This is a genomic window from Streptococcus oralis subsp. dentisani (genome assembly GCF_002096335.1).
Lineage (GTDB): Bacteria > Bacillota > Bacilli > Lactobacillales > Streptococcaceae > Streptococcus > Streptococcus oralis_Z.
In genome coordinates this window covers 305,241-328,264 of the sequence record NZ_NCUW01000030.1, presented here as the reverse complement: position 1 = coordinate 328,264, position 23,024 = coordinate 305,241, and the positions used below count along the sequence as shown (strand labels likewise).

Sequence of the window (23,024 nt, the reverse complement as noted above, 5' to 3'; positions counted from 1 at the left end):
ATCAAATTATATTGTTCGGAAATTACTTATATAAATAGCCAAAAAAGTGAAGAGATTATTTTCTCCCCACTTCTTCATCAATAATCGCTTTAAAATTTTCTTCTGAATTTTCCATCATTTTACAAAATGCACTATAGGATGAGGCATTCTGAGGGATTTGGATAGACCACTTCTTCAATTGAGCTCCATAGCCAGCTAGTTTTCCTATTTCACTATTTACTGACCGCTCTATACTAGGAAAAATCAGTCCAGCTTTCTCAGCTTTTAAAATATAAGAATAGGAAATCATCTGGAACAAGTCCTCACGGTTTATTCCTTTTTCAGTATCTTCAAGTTTTTTATATTTAGCATCTAGAACAATCTTTCGTTCTCTATCATAAAAATCTGGATACACTTTTCGATCACGCCTTTTGCGATTTTCATGATTTTTATCGTCTAAAAATACTGAAATTCCGTCCGTCTTATCCTTATTTCGTGGATGGATGAAAACTTTTGGCAACAAGGTATAAACATACTCTTCCCAAAGCCAGGAAACATCAAAAAGAATACCATGGATTTTTTGTTCCTGATACCCTAAACCGTACTTTTCTTGATTTAGGATCATCAGACAAAGTTCTTGTAACTTTCTGTACTCGTGAAAGTATGCATGACGTATAGGTTTAGATTGATTTCCCCGAATAATCTTAGCACGGTCAACTAATTTATAAGATGGGGTTACACGCACGATTTCTGCCACATTTTCACGACTAGTTAAGAGGTTATCAAGGACCTCTTGCCCAATGCTTTTCTGATTATTAATGTATTCAATAGTGTGACGGATCAATTGCATGAGTGGATTATCATAGGTGAACTCTCTCGTTGTGTAGGCAACATTTCCTGTGAAAGGAAGGTTTTTCTTGAGATGGTTTCTTACATCAATCACTCCCTTTACATGACTGTCGTTATGAGAAAATCTCTGGTATTCCTTATAAAGACCCTTTCGGAGAGCAGCTTGTAGATACTTTGGAAAGAGGTAAATCAAGAACTGATAAAGTCTATCCTCTTGAGATAGGCCAACATCTAAACTAGTCAGATTGATATTGAGAACTTTTTGTAAGAGATAATGCAAAAAATGGTCGTTACTTTCATCAGAAAAACGAGAGGAAATCGTCAATCTTTCCTGACCACATCCCAGAAAACCAATCACATTACCTGTCTTGATTTCCTGATTGACTGTTTCAAAGATTTTTTGGTCTCTTTCTAAGTCAGGAGAATATTGCAGGTCATTTGGAAAAATAAAGATACTGTCCTCTCGAGAAAGGTTATCCAGTGTTCTATCAAGAAGGGCTTGACTTAGTTTAGGATATTCTGCGACAAAGTCTTCTTTAGCAATTTTATGCTGATTATCAGTTATCTGCATCATTATCACCAGTATCTTGCTGATCTGTTCGCTCGTTATTTGTCAGCTCAAATGCTTTTTTCAATGTTTCCAGAGTTTCAGATTCCTCATAAGAACCACGTAAATAATCTTCCAAAAGTGGTTTGAGATAATCAGACCAGAGTAATTCATAGTTAAAATCTACATCCTTCAATTTAAGGAAATAACTTGGTCCGATATGGTAATGACTGTTTAATTCCTGAATATTTTCGATAGCAGTATTCAAGTTCCTTAGTCGGGTTTTAGCTTCTTCAGCATCTTCACCTAGTTCTTGATCTAGAATATAAAGTTGACTGTCAGCCATAACTTCAACAAAACGGAAACGACGACGCATAGCAAAATCAAAGGTATCCACCGAACGATCAATATCATTCATTGTTCCGATAATATAAACATTTTCAGGGATATAAAACTTTTCATCAGTTTCGTGTAGATTGGCATATTGGGTAGAAACACTTCCCTCTTTACCACGATAGCCAGGGTCAATAGAGAAAAAGAGTTCTCCAAAAATCTTAGAAATCTCCCCACGATTGATCTCATCGATGATGAAAACGAATTTCTTATCTGTGTTGATCGTTGGAGACACATAATCACATAAGCCATAGCTTTCTTTCATGTGATCTAAAACGATTTTTTGATAAGTTTCGTACTTTAAATTAGTCTCTTCACCCTTGTACAAAAGATACACTTTTTCTTTGGTAGCAACGGGAGAATCAAACTTCACATTCCCTTGACTATTTAAACTGGCTGGAACCGAACTACGAGGGAAGAAGTATTGTCCTTGCTTTTCATTGATAGCATCTGTCAGCTTAGCCCACGTTTCCTCAAAATTATCTTGTCCTCCAGTTTTCTGTGCTGCTTTAGCCTTCTGGCAAAACTGCTTAAAAATACCATCTTGTAATTTAAACTCAATAGCTCCATCCTCATTTGATACCGGTCTCAACCCCTCTACAAAATCTGTATAGTCATAGGATGGATGAAACTGTACAAAGCCGATTTGGTCTTCGTTGCCATCTGTTAATTCATTTGCAATATCAATAGCAAGGTGTGTTTTTCCTGTACCAGGTGCACCTCGAAGGATAAGGTTTTTGGATTTTCTTAATATATCTAAATAATCGTTAATATTTTTATTCATAACAACTTTCTCTATATTTTTTCTGTATGTGCCATTTAGAATGGATTTATATAAATTGATACGTTCCTTGTTTCTGTCCCAGTTGATGGTTTGTCTTACACCTTTTTTACCTTGGTATTCCCATCCACCATCTACTTTCAACCATTTAACACCAATACAATGTTTAAATGTTTTTTTAGATTCGTCAAAATAATAAGGTTTCACACATTGACCAATTCCTAAAATTTCCTTAACCCCTGTGGTAGCTATTATGTAATCATCTTTTTTTATGTCATGAGCAAATTTCCAAATAAATTTATCTCTCTGTTTTCCCTGTTTCAATTCTTGAGGATTTTTATAATCTAGAATACTAGACAAATTAGAATCAAAATCTATACAAGCTATATTCTCTTCTTTAAATAGGGACCAAACTTTTCCACCTCCTCCTGCAACTATCATCCAATAATTTAATTTTTCTTCCATTTTGTAGCTCCATTTTCATATATAGACTAGTCAGTATTTAATATTTCAAAATCCTATTTCATATATAGAATATCATATCCTATAAAAAAAGAAAAGAATTTCTAAAGAAAAGTCCAGTGTAGAAAGCTTTATTTCCTCATAACACTAGACTTCTTTTCAATATTAATAATACTCCCCCTGACGGTAATCCCATGAGTTAAAGGTATCTGACAAGTGCATCATAATCTTATCAATGTCGAGTCCTTTACGGATCACAACTGGAGCTGGTGAAATTGAACGGTCTCCACCTTGTTCTGGGATGAGATTGCCGTCCTTATCAACCATAGATACCATCACCCCTTGTTCGTAGCGAGTTTCGATTGTTTTGTCAGGTTGGATGGATGCCACATAATCGTCAGCTTCAATGACAAGGTCCACTGCTCCTTCGATACGTTCTCCGATTCCTTCCACCTTACCGCGGTTTCCTTTTCCAGATGGGTTTGCAGATGAGGCATAGACCATTTTGCCTTCTTCCCAAAGTTTAGCAGCCAACTGTTCACCAGCTTTACCAAACTTGATGACAAAACAACTAGTACCACGCACGTCTGTCATGAGTTCTTCACGACCATCACCGTATGCTTTCAATTGCTCAAAGGCTTCTGGTTTCCAAGGAAGGATACAACCTAGGAGAATGTCTTCGTCCCAATGTTTTTGGTAGAAGGCTTCAATTTCTGGATTGAGTTGTGCTAAAGCGCGAAGCTCATCCATACTGCCACAGAGGACAACTCCTGGTTTGTTACGGTTACGCTCTTTGGCTTCAAACTTGCGTTCAAGTCCTGCCTTATCGCTAGTCATGATGATGTAACCAACTTTGGTTGGACAAACGATACAACCGCCCTCACCTTTTAAAATGTCATGGCCTTCTTGTGAAAGTGTTCCGTTCCATTGAATGTGTTTTGTCATAGTTCTATTTCCTTTTCTATTTTTTCTAATCCTGCCAGTAGGCTGGACGTTGTTTTTCATAAGCAGCAATCAAGTCTTCATACTGCAACGTAATACCGATATCATCCAAACCATTTAAGAGCTTGTGTTTCCATTCGCTATCGATTTCAAAAGTGAATTCACCGACTGGTGAGATGATTTTTTGTTGTTCCAAGTCCACAGTTACCTGATCGCTTGGTTGTAGCTGGGCTAGTTTCTCTCTAACCTCTCTGGGTTGAACAATGGGCAACATACCATTATTGAGTTCATTATTGTAATGAATATCACCAAAAGACCCTGCAATCACGACTTTAAAACCATAGTCTGCCAAAGCCCAAGCTGCGTGTTCCCTGGACGATCCTGCGCCAAAGTTATCCCCTGAGATGAGAATACTGGCTTTACGGTATTCTGGTCGGTTAAAGACAAAGTCTGGGTCCTCAGTATACTTGTCGTCCAGATAACGCCAAGCGTACATAAGGTACTTACCAAAGCCCTTCTTATCAATTAACTTGAGAAACTGCTTGGGAAGGATTTGGTCGGTGTCAATGTTATCATTCATGAGAGGAACGGTCGTTCCCGTATAAACTGTAAATTTCTCCATATCCTCTCCTTACTGGGCTTCTGGCATCTGCCGAACATCTACGAAACGCCCTGCGATAGCTGCCGCAGCTGCCATAGCTGGACTGCAAAGATGGGTTTTAGCACCAAATCCTTGTCTGTCTTCAAAGTTGCGGTTACTGGTTGAGGCACAGTGAACACCATCAGGGACCTTGTCTGGGTTCATCCCTAGACACATAGAGCAACCTGGGTCTCTCCACTCAAAGCCAGCGTCTAGGAAAACCTTGTCCAAGCCCAACTTCTCAGCAGCTCGCTTAACCGGACGAGAGCCCGGAACCACGATAGCCGTTAGATTGGGGGCTATTTTCTTTCCTTTGACAAATCGCGCAGCCAGTTGCAAGTCGCTGAGACGAGCATTTGTACAAGAGCCGATAAAGATATAACCTAGTTCAATATCTGCTGGCTTTTGACCAGGTTCCAAATCCATATAATTGTAGGCTCGTTCATCATTCATATCCTTAATTTCTGGGAAACTACTGTCAAAGTCAACCCCCATAGCAGGGGTGGTTCCCCAGGTCACCATAGGAGCTAAGTCTGAGACATCCATCTGGATAACCTTATCATAAACAGCATCATCATCGCTGACTAGCGTCTTCCAATCGGCAACTGCCTCCTCGAAAGCTTTTGGAACACATTCCCGTCCCTTTAGATAGTCATAGGTAGTCTGATCTGGATTCATAATCCCCATCTTAGAACCAAACTCGATGGACATGTTACAGATGGTCATTCGCTCTTCCATGGTCAGAGCATCAATCGCTTGCCCACGATATTCCACCACATAGCCAACACCACAAGCAACGCCGTACTTGGCAATCAAGGCGAGAATGTAATCCTTAGAATAAACTCCCTTTTGAGGAACACCAGTGAATTCTACCAACATTTTCTTAGGTTTAACTTGCCAGAGTGTCTGAGTAGCAAATACATGCTCGACCTCACTGGTTCCAATCCCAAAAGCGATAGCTCCAAAAGCTCCATGAGTAGCTGTGTGGCTGTCTCCACAAACGATGAATTTTCCTGGTTGAGTTCGTCCTGTTTCTGGACCAACCATGTGAACGATTCCTTGTTTTTCAGAACCATGGGCCGCATGTTCAATCCCAAACTCCTCAACATTTTCAGCAAGCTTATCAATTTGAGCCTTAGAAATAACATCTCGAATATCGTAGATATTGACAGTCGGAACATTATGATCAAAGGTTCCAAATGTCAAGTCTGGCCGTCTCAATCTGCGACCTGCGTCTCGTAATCCTTGAAAAGCTTGGGGACTGGTCACTTCATGAATATAGTGTTGATCTACATACATGAGTTGAGGCTGTCCTTCTTCTCCTGTGATGACATGACGGTCCCATAATTTATCAAAAATCGATTTTCCTGCCATCCATTACCTCCAAATAAAATATAAGGCTACTAGTGTGGTTCCCATCCCGAGAAACCAAACTGTTTTAAAATACCATTTTCTAGTCTTGTGGTGAAAGGTGATTCCTGCTAACCAAGCTCCAAAACCACCACAAGTAAAGGCTAAAATAAGTAAGATTTTCTCTGGGATACGCCAAGCTCTTCTCCTTGCCTTGGATTTGTCAATGCCATAAATCAAGAAAATCAGCAAATTCCAAATCAAGAGGGCAAGCGTTATTCCTTCATTTATCTTCATAATCTTTCAATGATGGCTTCTGTCATTTCCTTGGTCGAAGCCTGTCCTCCAATATCTCTTGTTAAAACACCAGCCGCTAAACTAGCTTCAACAGCATGTTCGATACACTCCGCATCCTCATAACGTCCAAAGCTGTCTCTCAGCATCATGGCAACTGACAAAATCATAGAGATAGGATTGGCAATTCCTTGACCTGCAATATCAGGTGCCGAACCATGAATAGGTTCATAAAGACTTGGACCTTTTTCAGAATGACTAGCTGATGGCATGACTCCAAGCGTGCCAGATAGAACGCTTGATTCATCAGATAGAATATCTCCGAAAAGATTCTCCGTCACGATAACATCAAACTTGGCAGGATTAGTAATCATAAGCATAGCAGCTGAGTCGACTAGCTGGTACTCCAAGGTTACGTCTGAAAATTCTTTTGAAACTTCCTCAGCTACTCTCCGCCAGAGTTTTGATGTCGCTAGAACATTTTGCTTATCGATACTAGTAACGATTTTTCTGCGATTTCTTGCAATTTCAAAAGCCTTGCGAATAATCCGCTCTACTTCCTCATAGCTGTAGTCGTTGATATCACACGCTTTGCGCTCTTCAAGGATATGATCCCCAAAGTAAATCCCACCTGTCAACTCACGTACCACGACAAAGTCTACACCAGCAATTCGTTCTGGTTTAAGTGGTGACAAATGCTTAAGACTATCAAAGATTTTTACAGGGCGAATATTGGCATAAAGATTGAGTTCCTTACGAAGAGTAAGTAGACCTTGTTCAGGTCGAATCGCTGCCCCATCATACTGGGGACTACCGATAGCCGCAAGGAGAATAGCATCTGCTTCTCTACATGCCTTGAGGGTTTCATCAGGTAAGGGATGCCCCACAGCATCAATACCTGCACCTCCAAAGGGGCATCTATCTATCTCATAGTCAAAACCTGTTTTTGAAGCTAGAGGTTCTAGAACTGCTAAACCAGCTTCCATGATTTCTGGACCGATTCCATCCCCTGCTAGAGCTACTATTTTCTTTGTCATAGCCTTCTCCTTTACACACTAGGCATGTCTCGGTAGGAAACGCTATGCCCCATCTCACCTGCATTCTCTTTTTGAACAAAAGTATTGGCATTGATATAAGCAATAGCCGAAGCTTTCAACACATCGAAATCGAGTCCTGCTGCATTAAAGATGGTTTCGGTATCTCTGTTTTCAACAGTGACCAAAACCCGAGCTTGGGCATCGATACCATCTGTTACCGCGTCAATAGTGTAGGAAACCAAGCGGACAGATTGGTTAAAGAACTTATCGATAGCGTTAAAGATTGCTTCAACGGAACCTTGTCCTGTCGCATTAAATTCGACTTTTTCACCATCCATATTAGCCAGACTAACAAGCGCTTCAATGTCATTATCTGCATGGGTTTGAAGTTGTAAATCATCAAAGTGGAAACCTTCTGGGTTTTCAACCATGGTTCCAGCTACCAGAGCTCGAATATCTGCATCTGTGATTTCTTGTTTCTTGTCTGCTAGAGCCTTGAACTTAGCGAAGAGTGGTTTGATATCCTCTTCTGTAAAGTCTAGAGCTAATTCTCTTAGTTTCTCAACAAAGGCATGGCGACCAGACAATTTACCAAGCGGAAGACTATTGCTCTTAACACCAACCAATTCAGGTGTAATGATTTCATAAGTGAGAGGATTTTTAAGGACTCCATCTTGGTGAATACCAGACTCGTGAGAGAAGGCATTACCACCAACCACAGCCTTGTTTTTAGGAACCGGAATACCAGAGAAGCGAGAAACCATTTCTGACGTATTCATTGTTTCATCCAAAACAATATCACTAGTTGCTTGGAAGAAATCCTCACGAATCTTCAAAGCAACAGCTACTTCTTCAAGAGCAACATTACCTGCGCGTTCACCGATACCATTAATAGTTCCCTGGACACGTCCAGCACCATGTTTAATTGCTGTCAAAGTATTTGCAGTTGCCATACCGAGATCATCATGACAGTGGACACCAAAGACAACTTTATGATCTGATTTAATATTTTCAGTCAAGTGGTCAAAGATGCGTGCAAACTCTTCTGGCGTGGTGAATCCAACCGTGTCAGGGATATTGATATAAGACGCACCAGCATCAACCGCTGTTTGAACGACTTGTAATAGGAAATCCAACTCTGTTCTAGTCGCATCCTCTGGAGAGAATTCGACCACTTCAAACTTAGAACGAGCATAAGAAACATGTTCCTTGATAGCTTCTAAAATCTCTTCCTTGCTCTTATTGAGCTTATACTTGCGATGAATCGGACTGGTAGCGATAAAGACATGAATTTGTGGATACTTGGCATCCTTAAGAGCCTCATAACAAGCATCAATATCAGATTTTACAGAACGAGCTAATCCTGTCACTGCTGTTTTTTTCATGACTTTAGCAATTTCTTGAACGGCTATAAATGAATCTGGACTAGCAGCCGGAAAACCAGCTTCAATTACAGAAATTCCCCATTTCTCCAACTGTCTTGCAATGGCAATTTTTTCCTTGATTGAGAAGTTAACACCAGGTGTTTGTTCCCCATCACGAAGACTGGTATCAAAAAATTCAACTGTACGCATAAGATTTCCCCTTTTCCAAATGTGGTTTTAAAAAAACATCTCGCTTAGAAGCCCAAGCGAGATGTTGATTTACTCCCGCTTGGTAAGCCAAACAGGACTAATGCTTTTGCACTAGCCCGAGTACCTCAACAACAAAGCAAATTGATTAAACTTAGCTGTTTTCATGTTTGACTTTCTCCTTCGTTTGATATCTTGTTTAGTATTTTAGCATAGCTAAAAACACTTGTCAAGAAAAAATCCATTATTTTCTGAAAATTTCTTCAGTAAAGAATATTTTGCTAATTGAAAGTATTTGAAAACTCGAGCGAATTTCCTTATTTTTTCACGGTTAGGTTCCAACTTCTTTCGATGAGTTCTAACACCTCTTCATCTAGCAAACTATCATCAAGTGCCAGACTAAGCCAGTAGCGTTTGTTCATATGAAAGGCTGGATAAATGCCTTTTTTTGAAAGTAAGTCAGCTACTTGGTCGTGTTTGAGGTTGACTGCTTCGACTAGTCCTTCTCTGCCCTTTTCCAGCTTATTCCATGGAATTCTCATCAAAACAGCATACCACTTTTGATTGCCTTCATGACGCAATACAGCTGTATCAGGTGACTTTTCCCACAGATACTCCAACTGATTACCATACTTTTTCTGAACTTGAGCCATGATACGCTTAGTCTGAGGGCAGATAAAATCCTGCACATCAAAGCAAGCCTTCCGAATCTGGTAAAGAATCTCCAAACAAGCCTCACGGACACTTCCGACAAAACTTCCCCGCATACTTTCCATGTGTACTTGAGGATAGAGGTCACCCGTTTCCTGATCAAAAACCTGAAAGCTCACATTATCAGGAGTGATGGAGACTGTCATGGCAAAGTCTCCATCCAAAATCTGGCACCTGTAGCTCCAGACTCCCCCATTCTCTACAAAACCATAGGCACGAGCTTTTTCTTGATTAAATTGATAGGATTTAAAAATTTCAAACATATGTGAAAACTGCTACCCAAAGCTAGCAGTTCCTTTCTATTTTTTAAAAGACAACCTTGGTTCCATGCAATTGTGTCACGCCCAGCTGATCGATAAAGGTTTGACGGTTGTCAAGGTCAATCCCCCCACCTGGTAGAATTTCAATTTTACCTTTAGCATGTTCCAAAATTCTGTGATAGTGAGCGAAACGTTTCTCTAAAGAGTCACCAGACACACCAGAACGGGTCAAGATACGAGTGACACCAGCTTGGCTGAGCCAGTCAATAGCTTCCAATTGCTCTTCATCACTTAATTCATCAAAGGCCATGTGAAAGACAATTTCCATTCCTTTTGATGCAGCAATCAGCTTCTCAAGATTATCCTTGTCCAACTTCTTATCAGCAGTTAAAGCACCAAAAACGACCCCTTGGCTACCTGCTTGAGCAGTTATACGAATGTCTTCTAGCATGATGGCAATTTCCAGATCATGATAAACAAAGTCGCCACCACGTGGACGAATCATGGTCATGATGGTCGTATCGTAGTTAGCTGCCAGTTCAACTGCTGCCTTGGTTACGCCATAGCTTGGTGTTGTCCCGCCAACTGCTAAATTATCACAAAGTTCGATTCGACGAGCTCCAGCCTGCATCGCTTTTTCAAGCAAAGTTACATTTTCAGCACAAAATTCGTAAATCATTTGATTCTCCTTGAAAATTACTTTTAATTTATTATATCATATTGTTTTAAATATGCTTTCATTTTTATCAAGGCAAATAACTACTATTTTTATCTATTTTTTGTCAGGAATGACTTTAAAGAGATAATAGGTGATAAAGACAGTCAGGGCTCCCAGACCGATTTTGACTGGCAAAAGAGGGGCAAAATAAATAGAAATTCCCATCAAGATATAGATAGATACGATGATTTTTTTCTTGCGTTCTCGCGCGATTGACTTGGTCTCGCGAAAGTCAGCTACATAAGTCTGATAGAGCTTAGTGTGATAAAGCCAGTTTTCAAAACGCTTAGAAGATTTTGAAAAGCAAGCGATAGCTAACAAAAGAAAGGGAGTTGTTGGTAAAAGTGGCAAGACAACTCCAATGACAGCTAAGGCCAGTGAAATAAAGCCAATGCTTAGGTAAATGATACGCATGATTTCTCCTAGATAAATTATCTCTTCCTCTAGTTTCGCATACAAGGGGGAAATTTGTCAAGCCTCAACAAAAAAAGAGCCTGAAATTTATTTTCAGGACTCTGTATTTTATTTGATTTTTTCCTCTTCGTAGTCGCCATTACTACACACAATCTGTTTGCCACCACCACGGACTTTCTTCTCCACAAGGAAGTGACCACATTTTGGACAATCCCGTCCAATTGGTTTGTCCCACGAAGTAAATTCACATTCTGGATAGCGATTGCAACCATAGAAGATACGATTGCGTTTGGTTTTGCGCTCAATGATTTGTCCTTGATGGCAGCTTGGGCACTCAACACCAATCTCCTTAACAATCGCTTGCGTATGGCGACAGTCTGGGAAATTGCTACAAGCATAGAATTTACCAAAACGTCCTAATTTAATCACCATTGGACTACCACAGACCTCACAGTCAAACCCAGCTGGCTCATCCTTAATCTGAATTTTTTCCATTTCAGCTTCAGCCTTGGCTACTTCTTTGGAGAATGGTTTATAAAATTCATCAATAACACGTTGCCACTGTTCTTTTCCAACTTCGACATCATCCAGTTTTCCTTCCATTTCAGCTGTGAAAGTCACGTTTACGATGTCTGGGAAGTATTCAACAATGAGTTTATTGACAATTTCTCCCAACTCAGTTGGTTCAAAGCGTTTGGCTGCCAGACGAACATAATAGCGTTTCTGAATGGTTTCAATAGTTGGTGCGTAGGTTGATGGACGACCAACTCCATTTTCTTCCAAAGTCTTGATAAGGGTCGCTTCTGAATAGCGAGCAGGTGGTTGGGTGAAATGTTGTTCTGGCTTGCTATTCACCTGTTTGACCACATCTCCAACAGCCATGTCAGGCAACATCTTGTTTTTGTCAGAGTCATTGTAGATAGCAAGATAACCATCAAACTTAACTTGACTACCATTTGCCGCAAACTGAACCCCATTTTGAGAGAGCTTGACAGCCATGGTATCAAAGATAGCTCCCGTCATCTGGCTAGCCACAAAACGGTTCCAGATAAGGGTATAGAGCTTGAGCTGGTCTTTGTCCAAGTACTTAGCGATGCTTTCTGGTGTGTTAAAGACGCTAGATGGACGAATGGCTTCGTGGGCATCTTGAGCACCTGAGGCATTCTTGACCTTGCTACCATGCTTGGAATACTTGCTACCAAAACGGTCGTTAATGTAGCTTGCCGCTTCATTCTGAGCTACTGGACTGATACGGGTCGAGTCTGTACGCATATAGGTAATCAAACCTTGTACGCCTGTACCGATATTAATCCCTTCATAAAGCTGTTGAGCAACCATCATGGTCTTACGAGTACGGAAATTGATTTTGTTGGCAGCATCCATTTGCATGGTTGAGGTCGTATAAGGTAGGGGCGCATTGCGTTTGCGTTCTTTCTTATCTACCTGATCCACTGTAAAATCTTTACTCGTTAGATGGGACAAGACTTCTTTGACCTCTTCATTGGTGGTCAATTTCATCTTTTTACCATTCATACCATAGAAAGAAGCTTGAAATTGCTTGGTTCCCTTCTTAAAGACACCATCAATTGTCCAGTATTCCTCTGGTTGAAAGGCATTGATTTCATTTTCACGGTCAATGATGAGCTTAAGAGCTACAGACTGCACGCGTCCTGCTGATAAGCCCTTCTTGACTTTTTTCCACAAAATTGGCGAAATCGAATAGCCTACCAAACGGTCCAAGACACGACGAGCTTGTTGGGCATCGACCAAGTCCATATCAATCTTGCGAGGTTCTTTAAAAGCGTTTTTCACTGCATCCTTGGTGATTTCATTAAAGACCACACGGTTGGCATCATTTTCATCCAGATCGAGAATATGAGCTAAATGCCAGGAAATCGCTTCTCCTTCACGGTCCGGGTCACTTGCCAGAAAGACTTTATTGGCCTTTTTGGCTTCTTTTTTCAGATCATTGATGAGAGGACCTTTTCCTCGGATATTGATATATTGCGGTTCATAGTTGTTTTCGATGTCAACTGACATACTGGATTTTTTCAAATCTCGGATATGTCCGACACTGGCTAGAACCTTGTAATTGCGTCCTAGATATTTCTCAATCGTTTTCGCCTTGGCAGGCGACTCCACGATGACTAGATTTTTCTTAACTGTTGATTTTTTCTTCTTTGTTGCCGTAGCCACACTATCACACCTTTTCAAAGTAATAAACTTTATAAAGTGTAAACCATTTTTAAAGACCTGTCAAGACTTAACTCCTATAGTATAGAAGAAAAGTTTATCTGAATGAACAATTTCTCCTTAAAATTCAAACTCAGCTAGCACATCCTGACCACTTGTAATCAGTTTTGCTCCCTCTTGGATCAAGTGATGACAGCCATCTGAATGGCCATCAAGAATGTCCCCTGGAATGGCAAAAACATCGCGTCCTTCTTCCATAGCTCGCTCACAGGTAATAAGACTACCAGAACGCATCCTTGCCTCTGCAACGATCACACCACGGCAAAGGCCAGCAATGATGCGATTACGAGCTGGAAAGTGAAATTTCAAGGGTTCTTCACCTGGACCGTACTCACTTAGCACTAGATGATGATTTCCAATGTAGTCCTGCAAGCGTTTATTAGCACGTGGATAAAAAACATCCAATCCTGTTCCAATGACAGCAATCGTTCTCCCTCCATTCTGGAGCGCAGCCATATGGGCAGCGGTATCGATTCCTTTTGCTAAGCCACTAACCACGATTAACTCGTTTTCTAAACCTTGGATAATTTTCTGGACCGACTTTGCCCCTTGGCTCGAACAAGAACGACTCCCTACAAGAGCAACCTTGGGAAATTTCAATAAATCCAGATTCCCTTTGTAAAACAAAAGAGCTGGAGGGTCATAAATCTCACTCAGATCCCAAGGATAACAGTCGTCTAGAATCGAGAAAGATGGGAATTTTTGAAACTCCTTCTCCAACTGCACATCATCTATCTGGAAATAGCGTTCCATAAAGACAGCAGGATTGCGGCAACTAGAGATTTCAGCAATATCCCCTAACAAAAGTTCCTCCTCCACAGTCTCGTCATATTCAAGGACAGTTAAAATCTGTTGATTGGTCAAACCTGCTTTTCTTAATTTGTAAATCTCATAGTTTGTGATTTTCATATACAACTCCATTTCTTTTGCTACTCATCTATCTATTCGTAAAAATCATAAAAAGAAGACATGATAATCTGATTTTTACATTTATTAAGCTTTCGCATTTGATAGCTTGCGTTTATCAAAAATAGAAAAAACTCTTGAAAAATCTTCAAGAGTTTTCTATTTCTATTCTTCATCCATGCTCAAGACGCTGAGGAAGGCTTCTTGTGGAACTTCTACTGATCCGATAGCCTTCATGCGTTTCTTACCAGCTTTTTGTTTTTCAAGGAGTTTGCGTTTACGAGAAACGTCACCACCATAACACTTGGCAAGTACGTTTTTACGAAGGGCCTTGATATCCGTACGAGCCACAATCTTGTGTCCAATAGCTGCTTGAATTGGCACCTCAAACTGTTGACGAGGGATGATTTTCTTGAGCTTATCAACGATGAGTTTCCCACGTTCGTAGGCAAAATCCTTGTGAACGATAAAGCTGAGGGCATCCACCTTATCACCATTGAGAAGGATGTCCATTTTGACCAGCTTAGATGGGCGATACTCTGATAATTCGTAGTCAAAGCTAGCGTAACCACGTGTCGAAGACTTGAGCTTATCAAAAAAGTCAAAGACAATTTCAGCAAGTGGGATTTGATAGATGACATTCACACGATTGTCATCAATATAATCCATGGTCACAAAGTCCCCACGTTTGCGTTGAGCCAATTCCATTACTGCCCCAACAAACTCCTGTGGTACCATAATCTGAGCCTTGACATAAGGTTCTTCAATGGTCGCAATCTTAGTTGGGTCTGGGAATTCTGATGGGTTAGATACATCCATAGACTCACCGTCAGTTTGGTTAACCTTATAGATAACAGATGGAGCTGTCATGATGAGGTCAATGTTAAACTCACGCTCTAAACGCTCTTGGATAACATCCATATGAAGAAGTCCAAGGAAACCACAACGGAAACCAAATCCCAGCGCCTGCGATGTTTCAGGTTCAAATTGAAGACTCGCATCGTTGAGCTGCAATTTTTCAAGGGCTTCACGCAGGTCATTGTACTTGTTTGATTCGATTGGGTAAAGACCCGCAAAAACCATAGGATTCATCTGCTTGTACCCATCTAGCGGTTCAGCTGCAGGATTGCTGGCTAGGGTCACTGTATCTCCGACACGCGTGTCTTGAACCGTCTTGATAGAAGCAGCAATATAACCAACGTCACCTGTCGCTAGGAAATCACGCCCGACTGCTTTCGGCGTGAAAATTCCGACCTCAGTCACATCAAAGGTCTTGCCATTGCTCATGAGCTGAATCTTATCGCCAGGTTTGACTACCCCATCCATGACACGAACTTGGAGGATAACCCCACGGTAAGCATCGTAGACAGAGTCAAAAATCAAGGCCTTGAGTGGCGCCGTTACATCACCTGTTGGTGCTGGTACTTTTTCAACGATTTGCTCAAGAATCTCTTCGATACCAATACCAGCCTTGGCAGAAGCTAAGACAGCTTCACTGGCATCCAGTCCAATGACATCCTCAATCTCTGTACGAACGCGCTCAGGATCGGCTGCTGGTAGGTCAATCTTATTAATAACTGGAAGAATTTCCAAATCATTGTCCAAGGCTAGATAAACATTGGCAAGCGTCTGAGCCTCAATCCCTTGGGCTGCATCGACCACCAAAATCGCCCCTTCACAGGCTGCTAGCGAACGCGACACTTCATAGGTAAAGTCCACGTGCCCAGGTGTGTCAATCAGGTGGAAAATGTAGGTCTCACCGTCTTTAGCAGTATAATTGAGCTCAATAGCATTAAGCTTAATGGTAATCCCACGTTCTCGTTCTAAATCCATGCTATCCAGAAGTTGGGCTTGCATTTCACGACTAGAAACCGTCTCCGTCTTTTCCAAAATGCGGTCCGCCAGCGTTGACTTTCCGTGGTCAATATGGGCGATAATAGAGAAGTTTCGAATCTTCTCCTGTCTTTTCTTTAATTCTTCTAAGTTCATGCTGCTCTTCCTTTCAGGGTATCTATTAATTATAAATTGTTTTTAACATTTTGACAAGACCATACCCTTCTAGGAGTACTAATCTTCGGCGACAAAGCCGTCATTTTCAATAAAATAGTGCTCTGTCATGCCTTGGTCAGTAAAGACAATCCCATGAAGGACACCACCGTAGACAGCTCCTCCATCCATGCCAATCTTGCCATCTTCTGTAATCCAAAGCTCAGCAGTACCTCGGTCTTGCTTCAGCAAACCATAAACTGGTGTATGCCCAAAGACAATGGTTTTCCCGGTATGATTTTCAGCTTCGTGGAACGGTTTTCTGAGCCAAACTTTCTTGTAATCAGTTGTTTCATGCCAATCATCCAAGGTCAAATCAATACCAGCATGGACAAAGATATACTTATCTGTCTCAAAGACAAAAGGCATCTGACGAATAAATTCGACTAAATCTGCTGCTTCCGTCTCAACACGTTTAGCGTCTTCAACTGCATCCACAGGTGCATCCAAGGGACGACCTAGGATCGAGTTAATGGTTGTATCACCACCATTTCGACGATAGTGGTCATAGCTTTCTTCGGGATTGTCCAACCAAGTTAAAAACATATACTCGTGGTTGCCTGATAGACAGATCGCTCCATGATTGTCCACCAAGTCCTTGACCATTTCTAGAACACGGCGGCTATCTTCACCTCGGTCAATCAAATCCCCTAGAAAAAGCAACTGGGTGCGACCATCCCATGTTTTGAGAAGGTCTTCCAGCATGCCTGCTTTCCCGTGAACATCTCCAATTACATAATAGTCTGTCATTTATTTCTCCCTCGTTTGCAATAATTCTCTGGCTTGGGTAAGGGCCGCTTCGGTTACATTTTCCCCAGCCAACATTTTAGCGACTTCCTCTACTCGCTCTTCTAAAGTTAAGAGACGAACCGTAGAAACAGTTGAATGTTCGTCACTAATCTTTTCAATAAAGAACTGGTAGTCCGCAATGGCAATCACTTGTGGTAGATGAGAAATTGCTAAAACTTGACCATGCTGGCCAATCTTATGAATCTTCTGCGCAATAGCTTGGGCCACACGACCTGAAACTCCCGTATCCACCTCATCAAAGACAATACTGGTCTTACCTTCCTTACGAGAAAAGGCAGACTTGATAGCTAGCATGAGACGAGACAATTCCCCACCAGATGCAACCTTGACCAAGGGTTTAAGGTCTTCGCCAGGGTTGGTTGAAATGTAAAACTCAACTGTTTCATTTCCTTCACGACTGAATTTGCCCTTACTAAAGCGAACCTGAAACTGTGCCTTTTCCATATAGAGATCTTGCAGTTCTTGCTTAATCTCTGCTTCGAGCTGCTGGGCCAAGTCATGGCGAGCAGATGCAAGCTGACCAGCCAAATCAACTAGATTGACTTCCAATTTCTTAAGCTCTGCTTCCATGTCTTCAGAAGAAAGGTTATTTCCAGTCAAGAGATTGTATTCATCTGTAATTTTAGCAAAGTAAAGCAAGACATCGTCTACAGTCCCACCATACTTGCGGGTAATAGTATTCAGAAGGTCTAAGCGATTTTCAACCTGCATGAGGCGATTGCCATCAAAATCTAAATCTTCAATGATATCTTCCAAACGCTTGGTAATATCTTCTAAAACATAGTAGGTCTCTGATAGAGAGCTTGAAATTTCACGGTATTCAGGGTCGAATTCTTCGACACTTTCCATGTCATTCATGGCGGAACGGACATTTGCTAGGCTGGAGAATTCCTCATTGTCCAACATAGTGTAGGCATTTGTCAAGGTATCCGCTATATTCTTGTGATTGAGGAGTTTATCTCGTTCTTGGTTGAGAGCCAAGTCTTCACCAGCCTGCAAGTTCGCTGCCTCAATCTCTGCCATTTGAAATTCCAACATCTCAATGCGAGACTTGTGTTCCTGCTGATTTTTCTTGACTTCAAGAACTTGTTTACGCATTTTGCGATAGGCGTCAAAGCTTGTCTGATAGGCTTGTTTTAACTCCAAAAATGCTGCATCACCAAACTCATCCAACATCTGGATGTGAAGCTGTGGACGCATTAATTCTTCTTGGTCATGTTGACCATGAATATCCACAAGGTGCTGCCCAATTGTACGCAAGACAGAAAGATTGATCATCTGGCCATTTACACGACTAATACTTCGTCCGTTTTGGAGAATCTCACGGCGTATGATGATTTCATCGCCCAATTCCAAGCCTTGCTCCTCAAAAAGTTCCTGTAAAAGGCGACGGTTTTCAACCGAGAAAAGTCCCTCAATCTCTGCCTTAGGAGCACCGTGACGAATAACATCTGTCGTTGCTCGAGCCCCCAACATGAGATTCATAGCATCGATAACGATAGATTTTCCGGCACCCGTTTCCCCGGTCAAAACAGTCATACCCTTTTCAAAATTGAGAGAAATGGCCTCAATAATGGCAAAGTTTTTTATCGAAATTTCAAGTAACATACTGACCTACCATTTTTTTACTTGTTCAACAATTTCCTCAGCAGCCTCAGCAGTTTTGGCTACAATTAGGATAGAATCATCATCAGCTAGGCAGCTAAAAATCTGTTCAGAGAATGCTTCAACCAACTGACTCTTCACAAAAATAGTATTTCCAGGAATGACAGAAAGATTGATCATATTTCCCATTAACTCAGAACTCACAATATTGTCCTCAGCCAACTGCAAACTTTTGACGATTGATTTTGGCAACTCATAGATATAGGTGTTGTTCTTCAAAGGAAGTTTAACAATCCCAAGCTCCTTGATGTCCCTTGAGACAGTGGCTTGAGTAGCAGAAATACCTGCTTCCTTCAAATGCTCAACGATTTCTTCCTGAGTCCCGATTTGATAATCCGTAACAAATCTTCTAATTTTTTCAAGTCTCTCTTTTTTATTCATCTTTAAATTCTCTATGTGCTCTCTCTACAACTTTTTCTATTTCAGGTGCAACTTGGTTACTTGCTCCCTCTTCCTTTTTCAAATATGCCAGAAATTCGATGTTTCCATGTCCACCTTGGATTGGTGAATAGTCTAATCCAAGCACTGAAAAACCTTGTTCAACTGCCATAGCAGTGACAGATTCAAGGACATGTTGATGAACCTTGGTATCACGAATGATCCCATTCTTCCCAATCTGCTCACGACCTGCTTCAAACTGAGGTTTGACAAGTGCTACCACCTTACCTTGTTCAACCAAGACACGATGCAAGGCAGGCAAAATCAGACTGAGGGAAATGAAACTCACATCAATGCTGGCAAAGCTCGGTTCCTGCTCAAAATCAGTCTTTTCAGCATAACGAAAATTAAACTGCTCCATACTGACAACTCGTGGGTCTTGGCGTAATTTCCAAGCCAACTGATTAGTACCGACATCCACCGCATAGACAAGCTCAGCACCATTTTGCAACATGACATCAGTAAATCCTCCAGTGGAGGCCCCAATATCAATCGTTGTCGCTCCTTCAACTGACAAATCAAAGATCTCCAAGGCCTTTTCTAATTTCAAGCCACCACGACTGACATACTTGAGTTTTTCACCTTTGAGTTTTAGCTCAGTATCATCTGGGATTTTCTCTCCTGGTTTATCAAATCGTTCTCCATTATGGACTGCTACGACTAGACCAGCCATGACACCACGCTTGGCTTGTTCACGCGTTTCAAACAAACCCTGTTTATAAGCTAGTACATCCACTCTTTCCTTAGCCATTGATTCTCAAACTTTCTACTACTTTCACAATCGGCTCTGTTTCAAAGCTTACTTGCTGGGAAATTTCTTCTAATTTAGCCGTGGCTTGATCCAGAGTTTGGTTACAAAAGACAATCGCCCCCTCCAAACCCAGCAAGGCTGGATAGGTTGATTTTTCAGCCTGCAAATCCTTTTGTGGAGTCTTGCCGATTTCCTCAAAACTAGCGGTCACATCCAGCACATCATCTCGAACTTGAAAGGCCAGCCCGATCAATTCACCAACAGTTTTCAGCTTTGTCTGCATTTTAGGAGATAATTCCGCTATGATAGCAGCTGCTTGAAAGGGATAAGCTAGTAGTTTACCTGTTTTATTAGCATGAATGGTTCGGAGTTCTTCCAAAGATAAGTGCTGATGTTCACCCTCCATGTCCAGAACCTGGCCTGCTACCATTCCCATGCTTCCAGAAGCAAGAGATAAGTTAGCAATCAAGTCCACCTTGATCTGGCTTGGCAAGTCTGCCTGCGCTATCAAAGCATAGGGGTCTAGGAACAAGGCATCTCCTGCCAAAATTGCCATTGCTTCACCAAATTTCTTATGATTGGTCAAGCGTCCCCGACGATAATCGTCGTCATCCATGGCAGGAAGGTCATCGTGAATCAAGCTTCCTGTATGAATCATCTCCAAGGCAGCAGCCACCTGCGCATGAGCTGGTTGGATAACGACTTGCAGAGCTTCCAGAACTTCTAACAAGAGAAAAGGGCGAATACGCTTGCCACCAGCATGAATGGAATAGAGAACAGACTCTCGTAAACTAGAGGCAAACTGCTGATCTCCATAAAAGTCTTCCAAGGCTGACTCAACAAGAGCTAATTTTTCTTGCTTCTTCATTCAAAATCACTTTCTGTTCCATCTTCTTGCATGACCTTGACCAAGGTCTTTTCAGCCTTGTCCAGCGTCGCTTGGAGTTCTTTTGACAAGACCATGCCCTTTTGGAAAGCAGTAATCGCATCTTCTAAGGCAATTTCACCATTTTCTAAACTTTGGACAATGGTTTCCAGTTCTGCTAGATTTTCCTCAAATTTCTTTTGTTTTGACATCTTTAACCTCTAATTCTACTTGACCGTCTCGCATCAACAGCGTCACTTGGTCTTTTTTCTTCAAACTCTCAACCGAATCCACAACGGACTCTTCTTTTTTGACAATAGCATAGCCACGCGCAACAATTCGGCTCGTATCCAACATCAGCAAGGCTTCTGAAAGTCGCTTGACCTCAGCAACCTTAGCATCATAAACCAGAGCCATTTGGCTACGGAGGAGCTTGTTCAACTGAGCAAGCCGGTCTTGATAGCGTTGGATTTTGGTAACGGGTGATAATTGTAGCAATTGGTGAGTCCTTGCTTGGACAACTTGTTTGCTATCAGAAATCCGTGTTCGCAAACTTTGTTTTAAGCGCAGTTGCAGCTGATCCAAGCGTTGCAAATAACCGTCATACAAGCGCTCTGGCTGTCTAAAGATAACAGACTGACTGCATTTTTTCAAAGCTTCTTTTTTCCTTGACAGGACATTCTGAACTGCTGTTGCCATTCGTTTTTCTTGATTTTGCAAATGGGTCAAGAGATCCAGCTTAGTTACAGGCGTTGCCAGTTCTGCCGCAGCAGTTGGTGTCGCCGCTCTGCGATCTGCCACAAAGTCTGCCAAAGTCACATCCGTCTCATGCCCCACACTAGAAATGACTGGCAAACGGGATTCAAAAATAGCCCGTACCACGATCTCTTCGTTAAAAGCCCAGAGATCCTCGATGGAACCTCCACCACGACCAATAATGAGCAAGTCCAAATCATCCTGTTGATTAGCACGAGCAATATTCCGTGCTATTTCCTCAGCAGCTCCATCTCCTTGCACCTTGGTCGGATAGAGAAGGATATCAACACCAGGAAAACGTCTGCTCACGGTCGTGATAATATCTCGAATAACGGCGCCACTGCGGCTGGTCACTACACCAATTCTCTTAGCAAACTGGGGAAGAGGTTGCTTGAATCGTTCTTGAAATAAACCTTCTTCTGTCAGTTTTTTTTTGAGTTGTTCAAACTGAATCGCGAGCGCCCCAAACCCATCAGGTTCAGCCTTCTCAATGATGATAGAGTAGCTCCCACTCGGTTCATAAACCTGAACACGCCCAATCACATTGATCTTCATTCCTTCTTCGAGGTCGAAGCCTAATTTCTGATAAATTCCTGACCAGATGGTCGCTTGAATAACCGCATGGTCATCTTTTAGAGAGAAATATTGGTGAGTAGGTCGTTTACGAAAGTTGGAAACCTGACCAGTTAAATAGACCCGTTCCAAGTATGGGTCTTTATCGAATTTCATTTTCAGATACTTGGTCAAAGTTGTTACCGATAAATACTTTTCCATCTCCACCTACTATTCATTTTCTTGCTTTTCCATGGGTATTATTATACCAAAAATATGATTAAAAATCTCCTTTTGCATATCGAAACGAAAGGAAAAATAGAAAAAGGAGGCCAAGCCTCCTCATCTGATTATTTGCTGTTTCGAGCTTCTTCCAAAATCTTTGCAATCTTGGTCGTCAAAAGGTCGATAGCAACGGTATTACTGACCCCTTCAGGAATGACGATATCCGCATACCGCTTGGTCGGCTCGATGAATTGGTGATACATAGGTTTTACAACACCCAGATATTGGTCAATCACGCTATCCAAACTACGGCCACGCTCTTCCATATCGCGCTTGATACGACGAATAATGCGCACATCATCATCTGTATCCACAAAAATCTTGATATCCATCAAATCACGCAGACGCTTGTCCTCCAAGACCAAAATCCCCTCAACGATAAAGACATCTTGAGGCTCCTGACGATAGGTTTTCTTACTCCGTGTATGCGCTGTATAGTCATAAGTAGGGATATCCACTGGACGCCCCGCCAACAACTCTTTAATTTGCTCGATCATCAAGTCTGTATCAAAGGCAAAAGGGTGGTCGTAGTTGGTTTTGACACGCTCTTCAAAGGTCAAATGAGACTGATCCTTGTAGTATGAATCATGCTCAATCATGGAAATCTTTTCATCAGGAAAATGCGATAAAATGGCTCTTGAAACACTGGTTTTACCACCACCAGAACCACCTGTCACTCCGATAATGATTGGTCTATTTTGCATGCTATCCTCCGTTTTTTTATCCGTCGTCTATTCTATCATATTTTT

At 41.5% G+C, this 23,024-nt stretch carries 22 protein-coding genes; all 22 read right to left on the bottom strand.

What is annotated here, in order from left to right; translation table 11 throughout:
• Positions 1 to 55: 55 nt before the first annotated feature.
• The 22 genes from B7709_RS08075 to udk all read right to left on the bottom strand — a co-directional run bounded on the left by B7709_RS08075 (position 56) and on the right by udk (position 22,979).
• Positions 56 to 1,399: an McrC family protein gene (locus B7709_RS08075; RefSeq protein WP_084972378.1), complete on the bottom strand. Its 1,344-nt coding sequence runs from the start codon at positions 1,397 to 1,399 to the stop codon at positions 56 to 58.
• Positions 1,386 to 3,014, bottom strand: coding sequence for an AAA family ATPase (locus tag B7709_RS08070; RefSeq protein WP_084972377.1), 1,629 nt, complete (start codon positions 3,012 to 3,014; stop codon positions 1,386 to 1,388). Before B7709_RS08070 ends, B7709_RS08075 begins: the two co-directional genes overlap by 14 nt.
• Positions 3,015 to 3,176: 162 nt before the next feature.
• Positions 3,177 to 3,956, bottom strand: a complete 780-nt coding sequence (locus B7709_RS08065; protein ID WP_084972376.1) for an L-threonylcarbamoyladenylate synthase — start codon at positions 3,954 to 3,956, stop codon at positions 3,177 to 3,179.
• Between the two features lie 25 nt (positions 3,957 to 3,981).
• Positions 3,982 to 4,575, bottom strand: coding sequence for a 3-isopropylmalate dehydratase small subunit (leuD, locus tag B7709_RS08060; protein WP_000410625.1), 594 nt, complete (start codon positions 4,573 to 4,575; stop codon positions 3,982 to 3,984).
• 9 nt (positions 4,576 to 4,584) lie between these two features.
• Positions 4,585 to 5,967 carry a 3-isopropylmalate dehydratase large subunit gene (gene leuC / locus B7709_RS08055; RefSeq protein WP_084972375.1) on the bottom strand — a complete coding sequence of 461 codons (1,383 nt, stop codon included), beginning with the start codon at positions 5,965 to 5,967 and terminating at the stop codon, positions 4,585 to 4,587.
• A gap of 3 nt (positions 5,968 to 5,970) precedes the next feature.
• Positions 5,971 to 6,240 (bottom strand): DUF1294 domain-containing protein, encoded by a 270-nt coding sequence (locus B7709_RS08050; protein ID WP_084972374.1) that lies wholly within the window; start codon positions 6,238 to 6,240, stop codon positions 5,971 to 5,973.
• On the bottom strand, positions 6,237 to 7,274 hold the full coding sequence (gene leuB / locus B7709_RS08045; RefSeq protein WP_084972373.1) for a 3-isopropylmalate dehydrogenase: 1,038 nt from the start codon (positions 7,272 to 7,274) through the stop codon (positions 6,237 to 6,239). Before leuB ends, B7709_RS08050 begins: the two co-directional genes overlap by 4 nt.
• A gap of 11 nt (positions 7,275 to 7,285) precedes the next feature.
• On the bottom strand, positions 7,286 to 8,848 hold the full coding sequence (locus B7709_RS08040; protein ID WP_084972372.1) for a 2-isopropylmalate synthase: 1,563 nt from the start codon (positions 8,846 to 8,848) through the stop codon (positions 7,286 to 7,288).
• A gap of 314 nt (positions 8,849 to 9,162) precedes the next feature.
• Positions 9,163 to 9,819 carry an MmcQ/YjbR family DNA-binding protein gene (locus B7709_RS08035; protein ID WP_084972371.1) on the bottom strand — a complete coding sequence of 219 codons (657 nt, stop codon included), beginning with the start codon at positions 9,817 to 9,819 and terminating at the stop codon, positions 9,163 to 9,165.
• A gap of 43 nt (positions 9,820 to 9,862) precedes the next feature.
• On the bottom strand, positions 9,863 to 10,495 hold the full coding sequence (locus tag B7709_RS08030; protein WP_084972370.1) for a copper homeostasis protein CutC: 633 nt from the start codon (positions 10,493 to 10,495) through the stop codon (positions 9,863 to 9,865).
• 93 nt (positions 10,496 to 10,588) lie between these two features.
• Entirely contained in the window at positions 10,589 to 10,948 is a 360-nt protein-coding gene (locus B7709_RS08025) for a YbaN family protein (protein ID WP_084972369.1), read from the bottom strand.
• A 108-nt stretch (positions 10,949 to 11,056) separates the two neighbouring features.
• The gene (topA, locus tag B7709_RS08020; protein ID WP_084972368.1) at positions 11,057 to 13,144 is read right to left on the bottom strand and encodes a type I DNA topoisomerase; all 2,088 of its coding nucleotides are present in this window, start codon (positions 13,142 to 13,144) and stop codon (positions 11,057 to 11,059) included.
• Positions 13,145 to 13,261: 117 nt separating this feature from the next.
• A complete protein-coding gene (gene dprA / locus B7709_RS08015) occupies positions 13,262 to 14,110 on the bottom strand; it encodes a DNA-processing protein DprA (RefSeq protein ID WP_084972367.1) in 849 nt (282 codons plus the stop codon).
• A 162-nt stretch (positions 14,111 to 14,272) separates the two neighbouring features.
• Complete coding sequence (lepA, locus tag B7709_RS08010; protein WP_001047199.1) at positions 14,273 to 16,096, bottom strand: translation elongation factor 4; 1,824 nt, start codon at positions 16,094 to 16,096, stop codon at positions 14,273 to 14,275.
• A gap of 78 nt (positions 16,097 to 16,174) precedes the next feature.
• Positions 16,175 to 16,903 (bottom strand): metallophosphoesterase family protein, encoded by a 729-nt coding sequence (locus B7709_RS08005; protein ID WP_084972366.1) that lies wholly within the window; start codon positions 16,901 to 16,903, stop codon positions 16,175 to 16,177.
• Positions 16,904 to 18,571, bottom strand: coding sequence for a DNA repair protein RecN (recN, locus tag B7709_RS08000; protein WP_084972365.1), 1,668 nt, complete (start codon positions 18,569 to 18,571; stop codon positions 16,904 to 16,906).
• Positions 18,572 to 18,577: 6 nt separating this feature from the next.
• Complete coding sequence (locus B7709_RS07995) at positions 18,578 to 19,009, bottom strand: arginine repressor (RefSeq protein ID WP_084972364.1); 432 nt, start codon at positions 19,007 to 19,009, stop codon at positions 18,578 to 18,580.
• Positions 19,002 to 19,817 (bottom strand): TlyA family RNA methyltransferase, encoded by an 816-nt coding sequence (locus B7709_RS07990; RefSeq protein ID WP_084972363.1) that lies wholly within the window; start codon positions 19,815 to 19,817, stop codon positions 19,002 to 19,004. Before B7709_RS07990 ends, B7709_RS07995 begins: the two co-directional genes overlap by 8 nt.
• Positions 19,810 to 20,685 carry a polyprenyl synthetase family protein gene (locus B7709_RS07985; protein WP_084972362.1) on the bottom strand — a complete coding sequence of 292 codons (876 nt, stop codon included), beginning with the start codon at positions 20,683 to 20,685 and terminating at the stop codon, positions 19,810 to 19,812. Before B7709_RS07985 ends, B7709_RS07990 begins: the two co-directional genes overlap by 8 nt.
• Entirely contained in the window at positions 20,682 to 20,894 is a 213-nt protein-coding gene (locus tag B7709_RS07980; RefSeq protein WP_000043230.1) for an exodeoxyribonuclease VII small subunit, read from the bottom strand. Before B7709_RS07980 ends, B7709_RS07985 begins: the two co-directional genes overlap by 4 nt.
• On the bottom strand, positions 20,872 to 22,212 hold the full coding sequence (xseA, locus tag B7709_RS07975) for an exodeoxyribonuclease VII large subunit (protein WP_084972361.1): 1,341 nt from the start codon (positions 22,210 to 22,212) through the stop codon (positions 20,872 to 20,874). Before xseA ends, B7709_RS07980 begins: the two co-directional genes overlap by 23 nt.
• 128 nt (positions 22,213 to 22,340) lie before the next feature.
• Positions 22,341 to 22,979, bottom strand: coding sequence for a uridine kinase (gene udk / locus B7709_RS07970; RefSeq protein WP_084972360.1), 639 nt, complete (start codon positions 22,977 to 22,979; stop codon positions 22,341 to 22,343).
• Positions 22,980 to 23,024: the final 45 nt, after the last annotated feature.

Bases quoted from the DNA above. Each gene is read 5' to 3' on its own strand.
- lepA (WP_001047199.1), bottom strand. From the start codon at position 16,096: ATGAACTTAGAAGAATTAAAGAAAAGACAGGAGAAGATTCGAAACTTC.
- B7709_RS07990 (WP_084972363.1), bottom strand. From the start codon at position 19,817: ATGGCTAAGGAAAGAGTGGATGTACTAGCTTATAAACAGGGTTTGTTT.
- B7709_RS08075 (WP_084972378.1), bottom strand. From the start codon at position 1,399: ATGCAGATAACTGATAATCAGCATAAAATTGCTAAAGAAGACTTTGTC.
- leuC (WP_084972375.1), bottom strand. From the start codon at position 5,967: ATGGCAGGAAAATCGATTTTTGATAAATTATGGGACCGTCATGTCATC.
- B7709_RS08025 (WP_084972369.1), bottom strand. From the start codon at position 10,948: ATGCGTATCATTTACCTAAGCATTGGCTTTATTTCACTGGCCTTAGCT.
- B7709_RS08065 (WP_084972376.1), bottom strand. From the start codon at position 3,956: ATGACAAAACACATTCAATGGAACGGAACACTTTCACAAGAAGGCCAT.
- dprA (WP_084972367.1), bottom strand. From the start codon at position 14,110: ATGAAAATCACAAACTATGAGATTTACAAATTAAGAAAAGCAGGTTTG.
- B7709_RS08005 (WP_084972366.1), bottom strand. From the start codon at position 16,903: ATGACAGACTATTATGTAATTGGAGATGTTCACGGGAAAGCAGGCATG.
- leuD (WP_000410625.1), bottom strand. From the start codon at position 4,575: ATGGAGAAATTTACAGTTTATACGGGAACGACCGTTCCTCTCATGAAT.
- B7709_RS07985 (WP_084972362.1), bottom strand. From the start codon at position 20,685: ATGAAGAAGCAAGAAAAATTAGCTCTTGTTGAGTCAGCCTTGGAAGAC.
- recN (WP_084972365.1), bottom strand. From the start codon at position 18,571: ATGTTACTTGAAATTTCGATAAAAAACTTTGCCATTATTGAGGCCATT.
- leuB (WP_084972373.1), bottom strand. From the start codon at position 7,274: ATGACAAAGAAAATAGTAGCTCTAGCAGGGGATGGAATCGGTCCAGAA.
- B7709_RS07980 (WP_000043230.1), bottom strand. From the start codon at position 20,894: ATGTCAAAACAAAAGAAATTTGAGGAAAATCTAGCAGAACTGGAAACC.
- B7709_RS07995 (WP_084972364.1), bottom strand. From the start codon at position 19,009: ATGAATAAAAAAGAGAGACTTGAAAAAATTAGAAGATTTGTTACGGAT.
- B7709_RS08070 (WP_084972377.1), bottom strand. From the start codon at position 3,014: ATGGAAGAAAAATTAAATTATTGGATGATAGTTGCAGGAGGAGGTGGA.
- udk (WP_084972360.1), bottom strand. From the start codon at position 22,979: ATGCAAAATAGACCAATCATTATCGGAGTGACAGGTGGTTCTGGTGGT.
- B7709_RS08030 (WP_084972370.1), bottom strand. From the start codon at position 10,495: ATGATTTACGAATTTTGTGCTGAAAATGTAACTTTGCTTGAAAAAGCG.
- B7709_RS08040 (WP_084972372.1), bottom strand. From the start codon at position 8,848: ATGCGTACAGTTGAATTTTTTGATACCAGTCTTCGTGATGGGGAACAA.
- B7709_RS08035 (WP_084972371.1), bottom strand. From the start codon at position 9,819: ATGTTTGAAATTTTTAAATCCTATCAATTTAATCAAGAAAAAGCTCGT.
- xseA (WP_084972361.1), bottom strand. From the start codon at position 22,212: ATGGAAAAGTATTTATCGGTAACAACTTTGACCAAGTATCTGAAAATG.
- B7709_RS08050 (WP_084972374.1), bottom strand. From the start codon at position 6,240: ATGAAGATAAATGAAGGAATAACGCTTGCCCTCTTGATTTGGAATTTG.